Below are 22,786 nucleotides of genomic sequence, written 5' to 3'. Positions count from 1 at the left end.
TACAATCTTATTCTATATTTCAAATAATTACCTATGCTTTAACCTTTAACATCGATTATGCTCATATAAAAATGCTAACTTATTAAATCTCCATTTTCATCTAATCTATATCTTCCTATTATTGTATTATAAGCCATCTGTCCATTTGAATAGCAATAATACCATGTTCCATTGTCTAATACCCAACCTACTTTCATTTTCCCATCATTATCAAAGTAATACCAATTCCCATCATTATTAAGCCACCCTCTTGCATCTTTTCCACTGAATCTAAAATAGTGCCAATAACCTTTTTCACTATACCAATATCCACCATTATAATAACTAACTATATCACTCTCATTATCATTATTATAATCTGTAAAAGTCTTTGGAATATTATAATAGTTGTAATATGCAGTTGGATACTTAGACTTGTTCCAATGAAATCCATTGTTTATCAAAAAATCATCACTGACAAGTAAATATTTATCTCTAATTATATTATCATTATTAGTTATATCTAAATTGTACCAATTTCCATTGATATTAACTAAATTCCAAGCATGTCCTGTCCCATTCATGGTACCACTAACTATTCTAGAGTCTATTCCTAATAACTTAAACATTTTATATGCTGTCATAGCATACCCTTGGCAAATAGTTTCTTTTGTTGTTAATGCAGAATATACATTATCAGACTTTATACTATAATCGTATTTGTATATCTTAACCAAATAATTATTTATAGCTGTAACTTTATCTATTGTGCTCATATTAGGATTTATTAAATTATTTACTATTCTTTTTAACTCATAGTCTATAAAATCTTCTTGAGATTTGGTTGTTCTATATTGTATAGTAAATTTATTTTTTCCTCCGTTAATTTTAATATTATATGAAGACACTGATCTTTCCAAATAATCATCACTATCTATTGCACTATCTAATACAGATTGAATGTTATCCCCCCAATAGTTAAGAGTAAAGTCTGTTTCCCAATCTTTTAAATTATTATAAATTTCATTTTTTAACTTATTAGAATCATAAAACGTTTCTGATGCATAAACATTTATGTTTGTAGAAGCTATTATTATTAGTCCTATTAATATTACTTTTAATGTATTCTTTAACCCTTTCATTCTACACCCCCTAAATATTTAACTATTTGGTTGTTACTTTTAAATAGTATAATTAATCTTAAACTATTTAATATTAATTATATATATATATTCTCGTTCTATTAATTCAATAATTTAATAGGACGAGAATATAATGTATACAACTCAATATACATTATATAAACCTCTATTTAAGTCATATTTAAATAGAGGTTTCTTGGCTATATCATTACTTATTGTATCTTTTAAAATTCTAAAAAAGTGAATATTTATCCTTTTTATTTTCATTTAATTATTTATTATATATTCTATTTTCAATTGCTTCTTTAAATGATTCTATTAAATCATTTATATCTTCAAGTCCTACAGATACCCTTATTAATGTATCTGTAATTCCAAGTTCTTGTCTTTCATCTTTAGGAATTGAGGCATGACTCATTTTAGCAGGATATGAAACTATAGTTTCAACACCACCTAAACTTACTGCCACCGCTACATTTTTTACATTATTTAGAAAATATTTTGTCTTTTCTATTGTCTTAAATTTAAAGGATAAAACTGCACCAGCACCATATGCTTGTTGTAGGTGTAACTTTCTTCCTTCCATTGATTCAAGTCCAAGATAATAAACTTTTTCTACTTCATCTCTTTTTTCAAGCCATTTAGCTAATCTTTGAGCACTTTTTTCATGTGCATCTAATCTAACTTTTAAAGTTTTAATTCCTCTAATTAAAAGCCATGAATCTTGTGGTCCAAGCACAGCACCAAATGTATTTTGTATTTGATAAACTTTCATTCCAAGTTCATTTGATTTCGTTACAACAAGTCCTGCAATAACATCACTATGACCACCTAAGAACTTAGTTGCACTATGTAAAACTATATCTGCTCCAAGCTGTAATGGTCTTTGAAGATATGGTGACATAAAAGTATTATCTACTATTGTAATTGCCTTATGTTCTTTTGCTATTTTGCTTGCAGCTCTTAAATCAATAACTTTTAATAATGGATTTGATGGTGTTTCTAAATAAAGCCCCTTTGTATTTTCTTTAAAAGAATTTTTTATTTCTTCAATATTTGATGCATCTACAAATGTAAATTCAATATTAAACCTTGAGAATAACTGTGTAGTTGCTCTATAAGTTCCTCCATATACATCACCACAAATTATAATGTGATCTCCTGCTGAAAATATTGATAATACTGAACAAATTGCAGCCATACCAGAAGAAAATGCAAATCCACGCTTTCCACATTCTAATTCAGCTATTAAATTTTCTAATATTTCTCTAGTTGGATTACCTGAACGTGAATAATCATATTTTCCAAAATTATTTATATCAAATTGATGAAATGTCGATGTTTGATATATTGGCGTACTTACAGATCCTGTTATAGGATCTATATCTCCACTTCCATGTATTAATTTAGTTCCAAAATTCATAATTTACACCCCAATCTTAAATTTAGAAATTTTTAATCATACTAATTATTCATACACTTTTATAATTCATACATTTTTTGTAAATTTATTTACCTATTGCATTATCTAAATCCATTAACAAGTCTTTGATATTTTCTATCCCTATTGATAATCTAAGTAACTGCTCATCTACACCTAGTTTTTTCTTAATTTCATCTGGAATTTCAGAATGTGTTTGTGTAAATGGATAAGTTATTAATGTTTCTACACCTCCTAAGCTTTCTGCAAATCTTATTACTTTGATGTCTTCAAGAATTTTATTAACTAATTTTTTATCTTTAACTCTAAAAGATAAAGTTGCTCCAAATCCTGTAGCCTGTTTTTTATTTAATTCATACCCTTCAAAATCTTCTAAACCTACATAATAAACTTTTTCTACTTTTGAATTTTGTTGTAAAAATTTAGCCACTTCTAAAGCATTTTCTTGAGCTCTATCCAATCTTATATGTAAAGTTTTAATTCCCCTTAATAATAACCATGAATCAAACGGAGATAATGTTGCACCTGTTGACATATGAATTCTTCTTAATTTTTGTAAAATTTCCTCATCTCTTCCAACTATAAATCCTGCTAATAAATCATGATGACCACCTAAATATTTAGTTCCACTATGAATTACTAAATCAGCACCTAATTCTAATGGTTTTTGATAATATGGTGTTAAAAAAGTATTATCTACAATTAATAACAGTTCATTTTTCTTTGTTATCTCTGCAACTGCTCTTATATCCGTTACATTCATCATAGGATTTGAAGGTGTTTCAATGAATACAGCTTTTGTATTTTTATTCAAAGCATCTATTACATTTTTAACATCTGTAGTATCAACAAATGTGGCTGTTATACCAAAATCTTTAAATGTATCATTAAATAACCTAAAGCTTCCACCATATAAATCATCTGATAAAATTACATGATCACCAGATTTAAGCAAATGAATACAGGCCGTAATAGCTGCTACCCCTGAAGAAAATCCTATTGAATATTTTGCATTTTCTAAAACAGCTAATGTTTTTTCAACCTCTTCGCGTGTTGGATTTTGAGCTCTTGAATAATCATATCCTGTACCATTATTTAATCCATAATGTTTAAATGTTGCCGTTTGATAAATGGGATAACTTATAGCTCCTGTCTTTTCATCACCACCAGATACACCATTTACTGCAATTGTTTCAAATTTCTTTTTAATATTCATCCTTAGCCCCCCTATTTTTAATTATCAATTTTAAAACTGATTTAAACTTAAACTTTATTAACTTTTCAATCTTTAAGAATTCTATGATTTCCTATACATGAACAAAATCACCTAGCAACTTTATTATCCATACATCATTTCCAAAGGTAGTGCAGAAATAATAACAATAATAATGCATATGATTATTGTTTATTCTTTAGTAATATTCATTATTTCCTTAAAATGCAGTATTTTAAACATTATCTACCTATTGTCTAACAATATAGTTTTCTAAAGAATAAAAAAGCCGCTTCTAAAATAATAAGAAGCGACTTATACAGTCATAAATATAAGTATTAATAAAGCTTATATCTCTTCTTATCTTTCAGAATTTAATTCTGTAGGATTTAGCACCACGAAAATTTTAAATTTAAAATTTCTCAGGTTGCTGGGCTTCATAGGGCCAGTCCCTCCACCGCTCTTAATAAGATTAAATTATTTAAATATGCATTTATTTTTATTCATTATACAAAGTAAAATCTATTTGGTCAATAAATAATTATTAAGTTTATGAACTTTATTTTTTAATTTGAGTTAGATTTTTTTTAATATTTGTAAAACTTAGACTTATTATTTAATCTAAATTTTTATACTACATCCCTGAAGAAAGAGTCCAAGGTTTGTCTATTTTTTCTTTTAAATCATTGTAACTGTTAATTAAAGAATTATAACTAACTTCTAATTGTTCAGTAGTCAAAAGTTGCTTATAATAATCTTGCTTTGTAGCTAGTCCAAGATCATATTGAAGTTTAGTTATCTCAGTTTTGTTATTTAATACTTCAAGTTGTGCTTTCATTGAAGTTATATTACCCTCTAATGTTACAAGATTTGTATACGTAGTAAGCAATGTTTGCTTCATTGTTCTTTTTGCATCATTTACTGAATCTACCGCTGTATTTGCATTATACTCACTTTCTATGTCTTTTAATGAATTTGCTATCCAATTTTGGTAATCTATTTTCCATTGTTTTAAATCAGATTCAAAATCATTTTTAGGTTTTCCCTCTTCATCTTTTTCATCATATTTACTATTATTTGCATCTGGTGCAACTGGCTTAGAACCTGCTGTACTTGAATAGTTGTCTTCAACCCAATCAGCTAATTTTTTATTATATCTAAAGTAAGTGTCTATTCTATCATCAAGATAAGAATCTAAAGATTCATCTAATTTTAATGGCTTGAATTTAACATTGTCCTCTAAATCATAATCTTCAACATCTATATCCGTTATTATTTCAAAAACTTTTTTACTATTCTTTAGTTCCTGTTCTTTTGATTTTTTCTCAGCTTTAAGTTTTTCTAACTCAGCTTTAGCATTTTGCATCTCAATTGTACTAACTAATCCAATTTTCTTCTTTAACTCCATATTTTCATATTCTTTAGTCTTAATCTCTATATCTATCCCTATGTTTTCTAGTTCTTTTTCAAGTATTACCATTGAATTATATTTACTAGTTACATCTACAGATATCTGATCTTCTAAAAACTTTCTTTTTTGTTCATTTTGACTGATTTGTACATCATTATATCCATCATCATCCATATCAGCATCTTGATAAAAATCATCTTTTTCTTCAAGCATATCTTGTTTTTCTTCATTCAATACTATCTGATAGCTATTATCTATTGCAGAATCTATAGCCTTCTCTAAACTTAATATTGGCTTAGATGTATTTGCATTTACCGGCATTTGAATTAATGAAACTGAAGTTATTAAACCAGCAATAGTTAATGCAACTAATCTTCTTAAACCTTTTTTCATTATATACTCACCTCTTTAAAAACTTGTTATTTATCTTCATCGTTATTATTTAGTGTTTCTTCAGTGTTTTCTTCTATTTGTTTTAAATTTATATCATAGTTTATCTCTTCATCATTAGTATCTATTTTTTCCTTATTTCTAAAAGATAAATTATTTACTTTTTTAGTTATTTTATCTTTTAATTTATTAAATTTACTAGAGAATTTCTTTTCTACCTTATCAAATATCATATAGATAGTAGGTATTAATATAAGTGTTACTAATGTTGATACTGAAAGTCCACCTATTATTACTACTGCAAGAGGTTGCATTGTTTCTCCACCACTACCAAAAGATAATGCAGTTGGTATCATTCCTACAACAGTTGTCATTGTAGTCATAAGAACTGGTCTAAGTCTTGTTGCTGATCCAATGGAAACTATATCTATTAAATTATCATTTGGCTTAGCTTTTCTAAGTTGTTCAATATAATCTATTAAAATTATACCGTTATTAACAACTATACCCACAAGTAATATAGATCCTAGCATTCCTACTACATTAAGATTTGCTCTTGTTATTACTAATGCAATAACAACTCCAACAAATGCAAATGGTATACAGAACATTATGATGAATGGTTTGCTAAATGATTCAAATTGGGCCACCATTACCATGTAAACAAGTATTATTGCTACAACCATAGCAAAAATTAAACCACTCATTGATTCATTCATCATTTCCGTTGATCCACCAAATGAAATACTATAATCTCTTGGCATATCTAATTCATTTATAGCATTCATAGCTTGTGTAGATGCGGTACTTGTGTCTAAATCATCTACTGTTGCTGAAATAGTTATAGTATAATCTCCATCACTTTTAGAAATAGATTTTAAACTATCTTCCATAGTTATATCTGCAAATGCTCCAATTGGAACTTCTTGACCACTTTGAGATGCAACTTTAATTTGCTTTATATCCTCTAAACTATCAATACTAGATTCCTTGAATTTTAAATTAACATCAACTTTATAATCATCTATTGTAGCTGTTGTTACAGAATCACCATTTATTGCTGTACGTAACAAACCTGCTATTCCTGATGTATTTATGCCATATTGTTGAACCTTGTTTTTGTCTATTTTAAATTGTGCTTCTTTAGTTGTATCAGAAAGAGATGTCCCTACATTTCTAAAACCTTGTAAAGAATTCAACTTTCCTTCTGCCATCTTTGCTATTTCTTCTAATACATCTATATCTGGCCCTTTTAATTCAAGTGAAACTCCATCTGAACCTCCAACCATGCTACTACTTGCACTAACTTTTATTTCACAATCAGGCACAGTTGCCATTTTTTCAATAACTTCTTTTTCTATATCATTAGTAGACTTCTTTCTTTCTTTTTCAGGTACTAATTCTATTGCTATATTAGCATTGGATGATGAAGATAAAGTAGTCATTGTAGTCTTTATTTCAGGTATATCAGAAAGGTTGTTTTCTGCCATTGATACATAATAATCACCAGCATTTAATTCAAGACCTTCTGGCAAACTTATTGATACACTTAATTTTCCTTCATCTGTTGACGCCATAAAATCCACACCTATAAGTGCAGCTCCAAATATAGAACCAACAAATAATAAAATACTTATAAGTACAACTATCTTTTTATGGTTTAATGCAACTTTTAATACATTTTTATACTTATCATTAAATTTATCAAAAATAGGTGATGGTTTTTCAACCATTTTTGTAGCATTTGCGCCTTTACTTAATTTTGCAAAAATACTAGGAACAAGTGTTATTGCTACTATTAAGGATAATGATAATGCATATATAAGTGTCTTAGCTAAGGCACCAAACATTATCTTAGTAAATCCATCTGTAAATAAAATAGGTAAAAATATAGCTACTGTTGTTAATGTTGATGCTACTATTGCGTTTGTTACAGTTTGAGCACCTTTTATAGAACAATCATCAACATCTAATATAGTATCTTTCCTATATTGGAATATATTCTCTATAATAACTGTTGCATTATCAACAACCATACCTACTGCTATTACAAGGGAACCTAATGTTACCATATTAAGAGTTTCACCTGTAAAATAAAGTAATGCAATAGCACCTATTATTGATGTAGGAATAGCAATAGCAACAACTAATGATGCTCTAATACTCTTTAAGAAAAGAAAAATTACTAAAAATGAAATAACAGCACTTATTGCAAGATTTTGCATTACACTTTTAATTGAATCATTTATATATTCACTAGAGTCGTTAACTACTTCAATTTTATATTCAGGATTTTCTGAATTAAGTTTTTCTACTGTTTTATGAACATCTTTCATAACTTGTACAGTATTTGCATCCTGTTGTTTTTGAATATCTATTACTAAACTATTTTGCCCATTATATCTATATATAGCTTGTTTCTCAGCAAATCCATACTCAACATCACATATCTTATCTAACCTAACAGTTTTTCCACCACTTACTGGTATTTGAACTTGTTTTACATCTTCTAACGAATTTAATTCATCAATACCTCTTAAAACTATTTTATCTTCACCTTGAATTATTGAACCATATGGAAAAGTCTTATTAGTAGCTGATAAAACACTTTTTATAGTTTGAAGATTTACTCCGTAATTTGATAAAATTGCTGGATCAACTGTTATATTTACTTGAGACTTATCCCCACCATTGATTCCTGCTTCTGTAACTCCATCTGCTGATTCAACTTTAGGTTGAATAGTATCCTCAGCATATTTCATTAAAGCTTCTGAACTATGTCCGCCAGATATAACCAATTGAGATATTGCTTCAGCATTCATATCCATTTTAAGAACAGTAGACTTTGTAACATCATCAGGTAGAGTTGATTGAACAGAATCTACCTTTGATCTTACATCATTTAATATTTCATTTAAATCCGTTCCATATTCAAATTGTGCTACAACCATTGAAACACTTTCTTGAGACATAGAAATTGTCTTTTTAACATTAGATACTGCTGACAGCTTTTCTTCAATTTTTCCACTTATTTGTTCATCTATATCTTCTGGTCCTGCACCTGGCCATTGAGTTGTTACCATCACTACGGGTATTTCTATATCTGGCATTAAATTTGCTGGCATCTTTAAATAACCTATATAACCAAACATAATAACAACTAAGAATACCATTATTATTGTAAGAGGACGCTTAACTGAAGTTTTAGTTAAATTCATAATATTAGTCCTCCTTTTCTACAGGGAATACTTTACTTCCATCTGTAATAAGTGTTATTCCTCCAACAACTACTGTATCATCAGAATCAATTCCAGATTTAATCTCAATATCCATTGATGTTTCTATTCCTGTCTCTACAGCTGTTTTTACAGCTCTATTTTCGTCATTTATTATGTATAAATACTTTTTACCATCCTCTTCAAATACAGCTTTTTTAGGAATAGTGATTGTATTTTCATTCTTTTCTAAACTCAAATTAACTTCTGCTGACATTCCCGCTTTTAAAGCATTTGATGAATTATCTATTAATATCTTTATTTGATATAAAGAAGTTTGTGGATCAACGATTAAAGGTACATATTCAACTTTACCATTAATAGTTTGTCCATCTATTACAGCTTCTACATCTTGTCCTGCTGAAAATTTATTTATATCAGCTTGAGCTACATTTATATTTACTTCTAAAGTATTTGGACTAGAAATAATAAATGCTGGTTGTTGTTGACTAATCATTTCATTTGAGTCACAATTTTTAGCTGTAATTACACCATCAACTGGTGATACTAATGTAAGTTTATCTAAATTACTTGATGCTACATCATATGATACCTTAGCTTGTTCTAATTGTTTCTCTGCCAATGCCTGTAATTCAGGAATATTTTTTTCAGTTGTTGTTGTATATGATTTTTGAGCTATATCTAGTTGTTGTTGTGCTTGATTTAAACTAAGCTCTATTTTTTTATATTGATCTTCACTTATTGCATCTGCTTGATATAATGCAGTATACATATCATAATTTCTTTTTGCTTCATCATATTGTAATTGAGCAAGTTTCACTGAATTTTCTAATTGATTTGTTTGGTTTTCTATACTTCCGCTTGTAGTATTATTATAATTTGCTTGTGCTAAGTCCAATGCTGCTTTTGCTTGACTAACGCTATTATTAATATCATCACCTTTTAAAGTTAAAAGTGCATCCCCCTTTTTAATTTCTTGTCCAAGTGACACATATGTTTTTTCTATTGTTCCAGCCATTTCTGTTGTAATAGATGTTTCAGTTGCTACTTTAGTAGTACCTGCAAATACATTCTTATTTTCTATCTCGCTATTTTTTGATTTTTTAACTGATACAGCTATTGATTTTTCTTGTTCTGTTGCTGCATCTTTATTTCCACATCCAACTAGCCACATCATATTAAATATTAGTAATAATGCTAAATATTTCTTCATAATTATTGTCCTCCAACCTTTCTAATATCATCTTTTAAATTAAAATAATTTCTACAAATCTTTTAAAAAATTCCTCTTAACATCTCCAATACTTTAATTTATATTATTATAATTAAAACATTATTTCCCTTAGAAAAATGTTTATATACAGTTAAATTTTATAAATATTAGTATTAATTAATAAAGTATATTTAATTATAAATTCATAATTATTCTAAGTCAATAACTTTTCTATCTTGTATCTAAATAGTTATTAGTTTATAATTTAGGTTATATTATATTTATTAGCATGTTAAGGAGTTAGACTAATGGATAAACAGGATTTAGATAAAATTTCAGATTCTTTATTAACTTTTTTATTTTTAGTTAAAAATAATGTCTTTAGTGAAAATGAGTTTATAAAGAATTTTCCTAAACCACCAAAAGAAGTTGAAGATTGTATGAATGAATTTCCTATGCCACCGTCTCATACAAAAGTAATTTTGTATCTTCATAAATCAAATTCTTCGCCAATATCTCAAATAGCTAGTAATTTAGGTATATCCAAATCTAATATGACACCCATAATAGATAAGCTTATAGAATACGGCCTAGTTAATAGATATCCAGACTCTAAAGATAGACGAATACTTAGAGTTGAATTAACTACAAAGGCATTAGATATATTTGAAAAATTTAGAAATGCTGCAAAAGATAAACTAGCAAATAAAATTAAAATTTTAGAAGATGATGATTTATATACATTAAGTGATTGTGTATCAAAATTATATGATATAATGCAAAAAATAGAAAAAAACTAAGACGAATAAAATCATTCGTCTTAGTTTTTTATTTATTTTAATTTATAAGTTTAGGCTAATTTCAACACCGTAGTGATCAGATATTACATCTTTGTTTATTCCATTAAATATTACTCTAGACGTTAAAACATCTAATTTTTTATTACTTAATATAAGATCTAGTCTCAGTTTTTCTTTATTTTCATCCCAGCCATCTATCTTTCCTTTAACTGTAATTCCAATATCAGCTTCTTTTGACATACTAAATGTATCAATTAGACCTTTATTAAGTAAGTAATCATATCCTTCATTTCTTATGAATGCATTATTATTAAAATCACCCATAAAAAATGTTGTATTATTAGAAGTGTTTTCTTCTAATAGTTTTTTAACTTGATGTTTAAATGGTTCTTCTTCATCTTCCCACCATCCTAGATGACAAGAATAAAGATCTATATTTTCATTATTATATTCAAATGTAACTTGCACAATTTTTCTAGTTTTCCAATACTCTCTATCTGTTCCTTTGCTTATAAAAAATGATTTTTCATTAACTATATTATGTTTAGTAAATATAGCTAAACCTTCTTCATATTTTCCATAACCTATATGAGAGAAATCCCAGAAAAAATTATAGCTAGTATTGTATTTATCTAATTCTGCCTTCAATAACACTGCAAAATTATCAGCTTTTAAATTATTATCAATAACTTTTGCCCCAATTGATTGACTTACTTCTTGAAGTGCTATTGCATCATAATTCTTTTCACTTATTATCTTAGCTAAATACTTTATTTTATCTATTTGATTCTCTTCTTGCCAAGAATGACAGTTTAAAGTTAATAATTTCACTTTAATACACTCCCAATATATCTTGAATATTTGATTTTAAAACATCAGCTTTAGGTCCATATATAGCTTGAATTCCTTTATCTTTTATTACTAAACCAAGTGCACCATTTTTCTTCCATTCTTTTTCATCAGCAACTAACTCTTTGTTTTTAACAGTTACTCTTAAACGTGTCATACAAGCATCAACATCTACAATATTTTCTCTTTCACCTAATAACGAAATTATTTTTGTTGCTAATTCATCACCTGATGCATTTGAGTTAGATGAGTTTTGTGAAGATTCATCATCTTCTGAATCTATATAATTTCCTCTTCTTCCTGGTGTAGCTATTTTAAATTTCTTTATTAAGAAGCTAAATGTAAAGTAATTTAAGAAGAAGAAAGCAACTCCACTAATTACAAAGTGTACTAAATCCATTGATAATCCTGCTCTTACAAACATAGGTACACGAGTTAATAATTCAACAAATCCAAATGCTTGAATTCTTAAACTAATAATATCTGCTAAAGCGAATCCTATACCTGTAATAACTGCATATACTCCATAAAGTATTGGTGATACAAACATAAACATAAATTCGATTGGTTCTGTAACACCTGTTAAAAATACTGCTAGTCCAGCTGATAAAAACATTGATTTATATTTGTGTCTCTTATCTTCATCAACATTCTTGTACATAGCAAGTGCAACCCCCATTAATGAAGCACTTGAAAGAACTACTTGACCATACTTAAATCTTGCTGGAGTAACTGTTGCTAATAAATTATTATATGCAGACATATCTCCTGCACCTTTTAAATTTATTAAATCTGATATCCATGCAAACCATAATGGATCTTGTCCTGCTATAACATGTCCAGCATTAGCTCCAGTTAAAATAGTATATACTCCACCTAATTCAGTATAGTTTACTGGTATTGTAAGCATATGATGTAATCCAAATGGTAATAGTAAACGTTCTAAACATCCATATATAAATGGTGATAATATTGGTGCTGTATCTTTTGATTCCGCAAGCCATACACCAAAAGCATTCAATCCTGATTGAGCAAATGGCCATATAATTGAAAGTACAATAGCCATTACTACTGATCCTGCAATTACTACAAATGGAACAAAACGTTTACCATTAAAGAATGATAATGCATTAGGTAATTTATTAAAGTTATAATACTTATTATATAATGAGGCTCCTAAAAAACCTGAAATAATTCCAATGAAAACTCCCATATTTAAAGCTGGTGCTCCAAGTATAGATGTAAAATAATCTCCAACTATTAATTCTCTTCCAAAAAGTGATGTTACTGTTGCAGTTTTATCTGCTAACATTGCTGAACTTACACCAAATATAGCTCCTGTAATACGATTAGTAAGTATAAATGCTATTAACGCTGCAAATGCTCCGCCTGCACGTTCTTTTGCCCAAGATCCACCGATTGCAACTGCAAATAAAATGTGTAAATTACCAATAATGCCCCATCCTAAGTCTTCAACAACTCTTGCAATGGTTTGCACTAAAGCTAAATCTCCAGACATTCCTATTAATTTTCCAAGACAAATCATTAATCCTGCTGCTGGCATTACTGCAACAACCACCATAAGTGCTTTACCAAATTTTTGCCAAAATTCAAATGAAAATAGCTTTTCTTTTTTCGCTTTCATATTCTTCACCTTATCCTTATTATAATTTTTTCTCAATACCCTTTACTATAAATAAAATTAATTTTACATTAATTTATATAATCTACATTCCCATGGTTTTAAAGTTATACTGTTAATTTCGTCATGCTTATTTACTTCATAATTTGATAAAATTAAACTTTCAAATCTTAATGTTTCTTTTTCATATTTATATAAATTTTCATTATCTGATAAATTACATATAATCATATATTTCTTATCACCCAAAATTCTCATATATGAATATATATTTTCATCTTCATCTAAAATAAGTTTATATTCACCATAGCTTAAAGTTTCACTATTCTTTTTAATGTCTATCATTTTCTTGTAGAAATTTAATACTGAATTAGGATCTTTTAGTTTAGATTCAACATTTATTTCTTTGTAATTTGAGTTAACATCTATCCAAGGCTTATTACTTGAGAATCCAGCGTTTTCACTATCATTCCATTGCATTGGAGTACGAGAATTATCTCTTGATATTGCCCATATTTCTTTAAGTGCGTCTTCTTTAGAAACTCCTGATTCTACTCTTTCATTAAATATATTTATTGATTTTATATCATCATATTTACTTATATCTTCAAATTTAACATTGGTCATACCAAGTTCTTGCCCTTGATAAATAAAAGGAGTCCCTTGTTGCATAAAATACATTAAACCTAATGCTTTAGCACATTCTCTTCTGTAATTTTCATCATTTCCCCAAGTTGAAATAACTCTTGGAATATCATGATTTTCTATAAATAGTGCATTCCAGCCAACGCCATTTAGATTATTTTGCCATTTTGTTAAAGCTTTCTTTAAGCCTACAACTGATAATTTATTTTCTGAATCATAATCCCATAAATTAAGATGTTCAAATTGAAATACCATATTAAATTTTCCATCTTCTTCGCCAACCCAAAGTTCTGCTTCTTCAGAGTCAACTCCATTAGCTTCACCAACAGTCATAATATCGTAGTTTTCAAAAGTATTATCTGCAAGTTCTGCTAAAAATCTATGTATACCTGGAAAATTCATATGTTTCTCAAATGAAGATACATATCTTTCATTACTTTCACTTTCAATATCTTCAAAAGTTTGATCTTTTTTAATGTGACTTATAGCATCAACTCTGAATCCATCAATACCTTTATCTAACCACCAATTTACCATTTTATATAATTCATTTCTAACTTCAGGATTCTCCCAATTTAAATCAGGTTGTCTTTTTGAAAATAGATGTAAGAAATATTCTTCTGTATTTTCATCATATTCCCATGCAGAACCTTTAAATATACTTTCCCAATTGTTAGGTTCAGCACCATTTTTACCTGATTTCCAAACATACCAATCTCTTTTTGGACTATCTTTAGATGACTTAGATTCTATAAACCACTTATGTTCATCACTAGTATGATTAATAACTAAGTCAATAATTAATTTCATACCTTTTTTATGAACTTCTGCTAATAATTCATCAAAGTCAGCCATAGTTCCAAAATCAGCCATTACATCTTGATAATCGCTTATATCGTATCCATTATCATCATTAGGAGATTTATACATTGGACATATCCAAATTACATCTATTCCTAAGTCTTTTAAATAATCTAGTTTAGATATTATTCCTCTTAAATCACCAATTCCATCCCCATTAGAATCCTTAAAGCTTCTAGGATAAATTTGATAGCCTATTGCTTCTTTCCACCAAATCTTTTTCATTAGTAAATACATTCCTTTCGCAATCGCTTGCATAAAATATAAAAATTAAATGATTAATTTTATATACTAAAAATATATTGTTTAATCAAGTTCTTAGTCATGTAAATTCATCATTTGTATTTAACATTAGTCATTTTCTTACTTTTTTGTATTTTGATTATATCAATTATTTGAACCGATTACAAAATGATTTTTTTCTTTTTTAGATAAAAATCATGGTTATTTCTTTTATTTCCATGTTTTCTCTCACAATTACAAAGTATTTCTCCGCAATCGGTTGCGGAAAATCTTATATACGATTCAATAAAACATATTATTTTATTGAATCTCTAATTACTAAGTTAGTATTAATTATATAATGATCCACATTGTTATTATTATTCTCTAATGAATCTATTAATATCTTAGCTGCATAGTATCCTAATTCATATGAATTTATATCAACAGATGCTAATGGTGGATTTTGAAACTCAGCCAACTGTGTATTATTAAAACCTATTATAGAAATATCCTTTAAACTTTTTTCTTTAAATACCTTCAATGCTCCAAAAGCTAGCATATCATCTTCTGCTATAATAGCGTCAGGAATTCCTGACTTTAATAATTCTTTTGTAGATTCAATTCCTTCTTGTTCAGTAAATTCTTCTTTAATTATAACATCTTGCTCTTTTATATTAATTCCATTCATTTGGCATGATACTTTAAATCCATTTACTCTGTCTTTAGTTAAATTCCATTCTTTTCTAGCTCCTAAAAAAGCTATTTTTTTCTTTCCTCGCTTAACTAAATCATTAACCAAATCATATGTTGCTTTAAAATTGTCATTATCTACCCACAAAATTCCATCTGTTTCTTCTGGCCTTCCTATAATAACAAAAGGAAAACCTGTTTCTTTTAAATATTTTATATTATTATCATCAGACTTAGCTCTTAACAAACAAATTCCATCAACTAAATTACTATTTATAAAATCCTTTACATGGTGTGCTTCATGTTTTTCATCTCTACTAAAAGCATAAGTAATGTAATAATTTTTACTTTGAGCATATACGCTCATCCCCTTCATAGCTTGGATGAAGAATGGATTTGTTAATAAATCTTGTGCCTCATTAGGAAGTATTACTCCTATTATTCTTGTTTTATTATTTGCTAAACTCCTAGCTATTGCATTAGGTTTATATTTCAACTTCTTAACAGCTTCTCTTACCTTATTTTTAGTTTCCTCACTAATTTGACTACTATCAGATAGTACCCTAGATACAGTTGATGTTGAAACATTTGCTTCTTTAGCAACCTCTTTTATAGTAACCTTCATAACACCCTCCAAATTCTCTGACTTAGTTTTAAATATATCAACATTTTAATATATCACAGTCAAAATTTTTTATTAATTTTTCTTTTTGTAATCTCGTTAACCTTTTTATTCTATACTCTCTTCTCATAGCCTCTTTTTTATCTTCAAACACTTCATAATACAAAAGTTTAACCGGAGTTCTCCCCCTTGTATATTTTGCCCCTTTGCCTGAAGAATGCATTTTTATTCTTTTATCTAAATCATTTGTCCATCCAGTGTACAAAGTATTATCTGAACATTCTAAAATATAAACATAATTCATATATAAATTCCTCAAAATTTTATTATATATTATTAGTCACTATTATAACATAAAGTATTTAATATTTTTATATGATTTGATTTTAGTTATGAATTATGAAGATGTTATAGAAAAAGGTACTCATGGAGAACTCCTTGCTCAAAAGGGATTCTATGCTGATCACTTTATAACAGTAAATTTAACCATGATTAAGAAGCTGTTAAAAAAATATACTTAAACTTTATCTTAGTTGAACCTCTGATTATTCTTTAAAAATAAAAAAACGGTAGATTCATTTTAAATAAATCTACCATTTTTTAAAGTTATCCACACTTTTTTAATAAATGAAATTGTTATCTACAAAAACTGTGCATAAAATTGTGATAAAAATTACTCTATCTTAGCTATATGAATCAGTTCTTAATTCTTTATCTACTTTTTAATTAGATGTTCTTCTTCTAACCATCTTGAATCTTAATATAATTTATTAGTTATTTATTAGTTTGTCTTCATTGTTCCAACAATAAAGTTTACGTATTTCACTACCAACTGCTTCTGATTGGTGTTCTGATGACAATTTTCTCATTGCTTTAAAGTGAGCTTGTCCTCCTGATTCAGACATATCTAATAAGAAATCTTTTGCAAAAGTTCCATCTTGAATATCCTTAAGTATTTTCTTCATAGTCTTCTTAGTTTCTTCAGTAATTATCTTAGATCCTGTAATATAATCACCATATTCAGCTGTATTTGAAACTGAATATCTCATTCCAGCAAAACCTGATTGATAAATAAGATCTACTATTAATTTCATTTCATGGATACATTCAAAGTAAGCATTTCTTTCATCGTATCCAGCCTCTACTAATGTTTCAAAACCTGCTTGCATAAGAGCACAAACACCACCGCAAAGAACTGCTTGTTCTCCAAATAAATCAGTTTCTGTTTCTGTTCTAAATGTTGTTTCAAGCACACCAGCTCTTGCTCCACCGATTGCATTTGCATATGCAAGTGCAGTTTCTAAGGCCTTACCAGTTGCATCTTGATGCACTGCTACAAGACAAGGAACTCCTTTACCTAATTGATATTCACTTCTTACTGTATGTCCCGGACCTTTTGGGGCAATCATTGTTACATCAACATCCTTAGGTGCTGTTATTTGATCGAAATGAATATTAAAACCATGAGCAAACATTAACATATTTCCTGCTTCAAGATTTGGTGCAACATCCTTCTTATACATTGTTGCTTGTAATTCATCATTTATAAGAATCATGATTATATCAGCTTTTTTTGCTGCCTCAGCTGTGTTAAACACTTCAAATCCTTGTGCTTCTGCTTTAGCCCATGATTTACTACCTTCATATAAACCTATAATTACATTACATCCTGATTCTTTAGCGTTTAATGCATGAGCGTGTCCTTGACTACCATAGCCTATTACTGCAATAGTCTTTCCATTTAATAAATTTAAATCTGTGTCCTTTTCATAATACATTTTTGTCATTTTAATTTCCCCCTAATTATTTAATTCATATCTTCTTCACTTATAATTTGATTAATGGGTGCACCAGGTGCAACCATAGGAAAAACTTTTTTATCATTGCTTATTACATAATCTATTAAAACAGGTTCTTTTGAGGCAATTGCTTTCTTTAAAGTCTCTTCAAGATCTTCTCTTTTTTCAACCCTAAACCCCTTAGCACCAAAAGCTTCTGCAAGTTTAACATAATCTGTTTGCCTATCTAAAGTTGTCTCTGAATATCTTTTTTCATAAAATAATGTTTGCCATTGTCTTACCATTCCTAGTGCATTATTGTTCATAACTATAACTACTAATGGTAATTTATTTTTAACTGCTGTAGCCATCTCATTACAATTCATACCAAAGCTTCCATCTCCAGCAATATTAAATACTTTTTTATCCGGCTTACCTATTTGAGCCCCTATAGCAGCTCCAAAGCCATACCCCATAGTTCCAAGACCACCAGAACTTAAAAAACTTCTTCTATTAATGTAATTAAAATACTGAGAAGCCCACATTTGATGTTGTCCAACTTCAGTTGTAATTATAAAACTACCATCATTTAGTTCGTTCAACTTATCAAATAGAAATTTTGGTGTTAATTCCTCATTGTTGCTTTCATCTATGTGCTTTTCTCTTTTAATAGAATCAATAAAATCAATCCATTCTTTATTTTCCCTTTTTTCTACTAATGGGATTAATTTATTTAACACATATTTCAAATCTCCAATTATTGATGAGTTTACTTTTATATTTTTATTTATTTCTGCTGGATCTATATCTATATGAATTATTTTTGCATTTTTAATATGATTTTGATTGCTTATAACTCTGTCACTAAATCTTGCCCCTAGTACTATTAATAAATCACACTGCGTTGCACCTATATTTGATGCTTTTGTCCCATGCATTCCAATCATTCCTGTATATAAATTATGATCAAATGGAAATTCAGAAGTACACATTAAAGAAGTAGATACAGGCGCCCCTATTTTTTCTGCAAGTTTTATTAGTTCCTCTGTTGCCTCGGAAGAAACAATTCCACCTCCAGCATATATAAATGGTTTTTCACAATTATTTATATAATTTATAACCTCATGAAATGAATCTTCTCTTATCTTATCTATTCCCTTTGTCACTTTTTTAGGAATCAATTTTTTATATTCTGTTTTATTAGATGTTATATCTTTTGGTATATCTATTAAAACTGGACCTTTTCTTCCTTCTTCAGCTATATAAAATGCTTCTCTTATCACATCTTGAAGATCTTCTATATTTTTTACAATATAGTTATACTTTGTAATGGGCATTGTAATTCCAGCTATATCTACTTCTTGAAAACTATCTTTACCAAGAAGTGGTTTAGCTACATTCCCTGTAATAGCAACCATAGGAATTGAATCCATATAAGCTGTTGCTATCCCTGTAACCAAATTTGTTGCTCCTGGTCCTGATGTTGCTATGCATACGCCAACCTTACCAGTTGCCCTTGCATATCCATCAGCAGCATGTGCAGCTGCTTGTTCATGGCAAGTTAGAATATGATGAATCTTATCTTTATACTTATATAATTCATCATATATATTTAAAACAGCCCCTCCAGGGTATCCAAAAACTGTGTCTATACCCTCATCAACAAGAGACTTTATCAATATTTCAGCCCCCGTTAATAACATTTTATTCACCTCTTTACTTTACTTATTGCTATTTGCTTATTAATTTAACTATGTTTTAAAAATATGCATTAATACATACATGACTATACTCATTTTAGTATTCCTAAGTTCAATTACTCAGTCCACTTTGCTTATGTATGTATCAACGCTTTGTTAAAACATAGAACATTACTTTAATATTGCACCTTCACTTGCAGAACTTACAAGTTTTGCATATCTAGCTAAGTATCCCTCTTTTACTTTTGGTTCTAGTGGTTTAAAGTTAAGTTTTCTTCTTTGAATTTCTTCGTCACTTAATTTAACTTCTAGTTTTGCATTATTTATATCTATTGAAATAATATCCCCATCTTCTAGTAATCCAATCATTCCTCCAGATGCTGCTTCAGGAGAAACATGTCCTATTGATGCACCTCTAGTTGCTCCACTAAATCTTCCATCAGTTATAAGTGCTACAGAATCATCAAGTCCCATACCTGCAATTGCTGCTGTAGCCTGAAGCATTTCTCTCATTCCAGGTCCCCCTTTAGGTCCCTCATACCTTATTACAATTACATCGCCTGGATTTATTTTTTTATCAAAAATAGCTTTATTTGCTTCCTCTTCTGAATTAAATACTCTAGCTGGTCCTTCATGAACTAACATATTTGGTAAAACTGCTGCTCTTTTTACAACAGCACCATCTGGAGCTAAGTTTCCTCTAAGTATTGCAATTCCTCCATTTTCACTATATGGATCATCTATTGGTCTAATAACATTGTAATCTTTAACTGTTACCCCTTTAATATTTTCCCCTTGTGTTTTTCCTGTAACAGTAATACAGTCTAAATCTAAAATGTCTTTCCTAGAAAGTTCATTCATAATTGCAGTAATTCCACCTGCTACATATAAATTTTCAATATGAATATTAGAAGCTGGTGCTAATTTACAAAGATCTGGTGTCTTTGATGATAAGTCATTTATTATATTTAAATTCATATTAACCTTTGCTTCATTTGCTATTGCTGTTATATGAAGCACACTATTAGTTGAACACCCAAGTGCCATATCAGCTTTAAGTGCATTCATAATACTTCTTTCATTTATAATGTCTCTTGGTTTAATATCATTTTTTAACATATCCATAGCAGCCATTCCAGCTTTTTTAGCAACCCTTATTCTTTCAGAAAAAACTGCTGGAATAGTTCCATTTCCAGGCAAAGCTATACCTAGCACTTCACATAAACAATTCATAGAATTAGCTGTAAACATTCCTGAACATGAACCACATGTCGGACATGCACACTCTTCTAAATCACATAATTCCTTTTCATCCATTGTTCCATTTTCATATGCTCCAACAGCTTCAAACATTGTAGTTAAAGAAATATCTTTTCCTTTATGCTTTCCTGCAAGCATTGGTCCCCCACTTATAACAACAGCTGGAACATTAACTCTTAATGCTGCCATAATCATTCCTGGCACAATTTTATCGCAATTTGGAATTAAAACTAATGCATCAAATGCATGAGCTTTAGCCATACACTCAATAGAATCTGCTATAAGTTCTCTTGTAACTAATGAATATTTCATTCCTTCATGTCCCATTGCTATACCATCACATACTCCAATCGTAGGTATAACAAGCGGTGTACCACCAGACATTAAAACTCCTTTTCTTACTGCTTCAGTTATTTTATCAAGGTTCATATGACCTGGAATAATCTCATTTTGTGATGAAACTATTCCTATAAGAGGCCTTGAAATTTCTTCATTTGTTAACCCTAAAGCTTTAAGAAGTGATCTTTGAGCTGCTTTTCCAGGACCCTTTTTTATAGCATCACTTTTCATAACTCCCTATTCCCCCTCATTTATTTTCTTACAAACTAAATCCCCCATTTCATTAGTTCCAACCTTAATTTTGCCTTCGCTCATTATATCTCCAGTTCTATAACCATCTTCTAAAACTGATAGCACTGCGTTTTCAATTAGTTTTGCTTCACTTTCTAAATTAAAACTATATCTAAGCATCATAGCAGCAGATAATATTGTTGCTAATGGATTTGCAATTCCCTTTCCAGCTATATCAGGTGCACTGCCATGAATCGGTTCATACATTCCTAAAGTCCCATCACCTAATGATGCTGATGGTAACATTCCAATAGAACCTGTAATCATACTAGCTTCATCAGATAAAATATCACCAAACATATTAGAAGTTACAATTACATCAAATTGAGCTGGGTCCTTTACAAGTTGCATTGATGCATTATCTATATATAAATAATTAACAGTAACGTCTGGATAATCTTTTGACATTTCACCTATAACTTTTCTCCAAAGTCTAGAAGTTTCAAGTATATTTGCTTTATCAACACATGTTAACTTTTTATTTCTCTTCATTGCTGTTTCAAAACCAATTTTAACTATTCTCTTTATTTCGATAGTACTATATCGTTCTGTATCATAAGCTACTTCTATTCCATCTAATTCTTCTCTTCCTCTTTCACCAAAATAAATACCGCCCGTTAACTCTCTTACAATAGCAATATCTATTCCTTTTTTAACTATTTCATCTTTAAGTGGTGATGCATTCTTAAGAGGTTCATATAATACTGCTGGTCTTAAGTTACAATAAAGATTCATTCCACTTCTTAATCCTAGCAATGCTTGTTCTGGTCTAACTTTTGCATCAGGATTGTCCCATCTTGGTCCACCTACAGCGCCTAACAAAACAGCATCACTTTTTTTACATATATCTAAAGTTTCCTTTGGAAGTGCTTCTCCAGTTCTATCGATAGAGCATCCTCCAGCCATTACATAGTTATATTCAAATTTATGTCCAAACTTTTCTCCTACTACATTCAATACTTTTACAGCCTCTGTTACTATATCAGGACCTATCCCGTCCCCTGGTATTACTGCTACATTATATTTCATAAATATTCCCCCCATTATTTTTATTTACTT

At 29.0% G+C, this 22,786-nt stretch carries 17 protein-coding genes and 1 riboswitch; of the genes, 2 read left to right on the top strand and 15 right to left on the bottom strand.

Annotated elements, in window-relative coordinates:
* Positions 1 to 74: 74 nt before the first annotated feature.
* The 6 genes from RYM86_RS03950 to RYM86_RS03925 all read right to left on the bottom strand — a co-directional run bounded on the left by RYM86_RS03950 (position 75) and on the right by RYM86_RS03925 (position 10,025).
* Positions 75 to 1,121, bottom strand: a complete 1,047-nt coding sequence (locus RYM86_RS03950) for a transglutaminase domain-containing protein (protein WP_315077969.1) — start codon at positions 1,119 to 1,121, stop codon at positions 75 to 77.
* A gap of 271 nt (positions 1,122 to 1,392) precedes the next feature.
* On the bottom strand, positions 1,393 to 2,544 hold the full coding sequence (locus RYM86_RS03945) for an aminotransferase class I/II-fold pyridoxal phosphate-dependent enzyme (protein WP_315077967.1): 1,152 nt from the start codon (positions 2,542 to 2,544) through the stop codon (positions 1,393 to 1,395).
* Between the two features lie 85 nt (positions 2,545 to 2,629).
* Complete coding sequence (locus tag RYM86_RS03940) at positions 2,630 to 3,778, bottom strand: PLP-dependent aspartate aminotransferase family protein (protein ID WP_315077965.1); 1,149 nt, start codon at positions 3,776 to 3,778, stop codon at positions 2,630 to 2,632.
* Between the two features lie 354 nt (positions 3,779 to 4,132).
* A riboswitch (SAM riboswitch) is annotated at positions 4,133 to 4,248 on the bottom strand.
* Between the two features lie 161 nt (positions 4,249 to 4,409).
* Positions 4,410 to 5,579 carry a TolC family protein gene (locus tag RYM86_RS03935; protein WP_315077964.1) on the bottom strand — a complete coding sequence of 390 codons (1,170 nt, stop codon included), beginning with the start codon at positions 5,577 to 5,579 and terminating at the stop codon, positions 4,410 to 4,412.
* 26 nt (positions 5,580 to 5,605) lie between these two features.
* Entirely contained in the window at positions 5,606 to 8,794 is a 3,189-nt protein-coding gene (locus RYM86_RS03930; RefSeq protein ID WP_315077963.1) for an efflux RND transporter permease subunit, read from the bottom strand.
* Positions 8,795 to 8,798: 4 nt separating this feature from the next.
* Positions 8,799 to 10,025, bottom strand: coding sequence for an efflux RND transporter periplasmic adaptor subunit (locus RYM86_RS03925; RefSeq protein ID WP_315077962.1), 1,227 nt, complete (start codon positions 10,023 to 10,025; stop codon positions 8,799 to 8,801).
* Positions 10,026 to 10,333: 308 nt separating this feature from the next.
* On the opposite strand from RYM86_RS03925, the gene RYM86_RS03920 reads away from it, so the two are divergent.
* A complete protein-coding gene (locus RYM86_RS03920) occupies positions 10,334 to 10,825 on the top strand; it encodes a MarR family transcriptional regulator (RefSeq protein ID WP_315077961.1) in 492 nt (163 codons plus the stop codon).
* A 42-nt stretch (positions 10,826 to 10,867) separates the two neighbouring features.
* Here RYM86_RS03920 and RYM86_RS03915 read toward each other — a convergent pair whose 3' ends face one another.
* From RYM86_RS03915 to RYM86_RS03895, 5 genes are all read right to left on the bottom strand, one after another.
* The gene (locus RYM86_RS03915; protein ID WP_315077960.1) at positions 10,868 to 11,656 is read right to left on the bottom strand and encodes an endonuclease/exonuclease/phosphatase family protein; all 789 of its coding nucleotides are present in this window, start codon (positions 11,654 to 11,656) and stop codon (positions 10,868 to 10,870) included.
* Position 11,657: 1 nt separating this feature from the next.
* On the bottom strand, positions 11,658 to 13,319 hold the full coding sequence (locus RYM86_RS03910) for a PTS transporter subunit IIBC (RefSeq protein ID WP_315077959.1): 1,662 nt from the start codon (positions 13,317 to 13,319) through the stop codon (positions 11,658 to 11,660).
* 63 nt (positions 13,320 to 13,382) lie between these two features.
* On the bottom strand, positions 13,383 to 15,047 hold the full coding sequence (locus tag RYM86_RS03905; RefSeq protein ID WP_315077958.1) for an alpha-glucosidase: 1,665 nt from the start codon (positions 15,045 to 15,047) through the stop codon (positions 13,383 to 13,385).
* 313 nt (positions 15,048 to 15,360) lie between these two features.
* Positions 15,361 to 16,362 (bottom strand): LacI family DNA-binding transcriptional regulator, encoded by a 1,002-nt coding sequence (locus tag RYM86_RS03900; RefSeq protein ID WP_315077957.1) that lies wholly within the window; start codon positions 16,360 to 16,362, stop codon positions 15,361 to 15,363.
* 37 nt (positions 16,363 to 16,399) lie between these two features.
* Positions 16,400 to 16,663, bottom strand: a complete 264-nt coding sequence (locus RYM86_RS03895; protein WP_315077956.1) for a GIY-YIG nuclease family protein — start codon at positions 16,661 to 16,663, stop codon at positions 16,400 to 16,402.
* A gap of 88 nt (positions 16,664 to 16,751) precedes the next feature.
* Between RYM86_RS03895 and RYM86_RS03890 the strand changes: the two genes are divergently transcribed.
* Entirely contained in the window at positions 16,752 to 16,880 is a 129-nt protein-coding gene (locus RYM86_RS03890; RefSeq protein ID WP_315077955.1) for a hypothetical protein, read from the top strand.
* Between the two features lie 249 nt (positions 16,881 to 17,129).
* Here RYM86_RS03890 and ilvC read toward each other — a convergent pair whose 3' ends face one another.
* From ilvC to leuB, 4 genes are all read right to left on the bottom strand, one after another.
* Positions 17,130 to 18,146, bottom strand: coding sequence for a ketol-acid reductoisomerase (gene ilvC, locus RYM86_RS03885; RefSeq protein ID WP_315077953.1), 1,017 nt, complete (start codon positions 18,144 to 18,146; stop codon positions 17,130 to 17,132).
* A 20-nt stretch (positions 18,147 to 18,166) separates the two neighbouring features.
* Positions 18,167 to 19,840: a biosynthetic-type acetolactate synthase large subunit gene (gene ilvB / locus RYM86_RS03880; protein ID WP_315077952.1), complete on the bottom strand. Its 1,674-nt coding sequence runs from the start codon at positions 19,838 to 19,840 to the stop codon at positions 18,167 to 18,169.
* Positions 19,841 to 20,008: 168 nt separating this feature from the next.
* Complete coding sequence (gene ilvD / locus RYM86_RS03875) at positions 20,009 to 21,667, bottom strand: dihydroxy-acid dehydratase (RefSeq protein ID WP_315077951.1); 1,659 nt, start codon at positions 21,665 to 21,667, stop codon at positions 20,009 to 20,011.
* Positions 21,668 to 21,673: 6 nt separating this feature from the next.
* Positions 21,674 to 22,756: a 3-isopropylmalate dehydrogenase gene (gene leuB / locus RYM86_RS03870; protein WP_315077950.1), complete on the bottom strand. Its 1,083-nt coding sequence runs from the start codon at positions 22,754 to 22,756 to the stop codon at positions 21,674 to 21,676.
* Between the last annotated feature and the right edge of the window lie 30 nt (positions 22,757 to 22,786).

This window comes from uncultured Clostridium sp. (assembly GCF_963527835.1).
Classification (GTDB): domain Bacteria; phylum Bacillota; class Clostridia; order Clostridiales; family Clostridiaceae; genus Clostridium.
The sequence above is the reverse complement of the archived record's forward strand: the minus strand, read 5'-3'. Positions and strand labels throughout refer to the sequence as shown.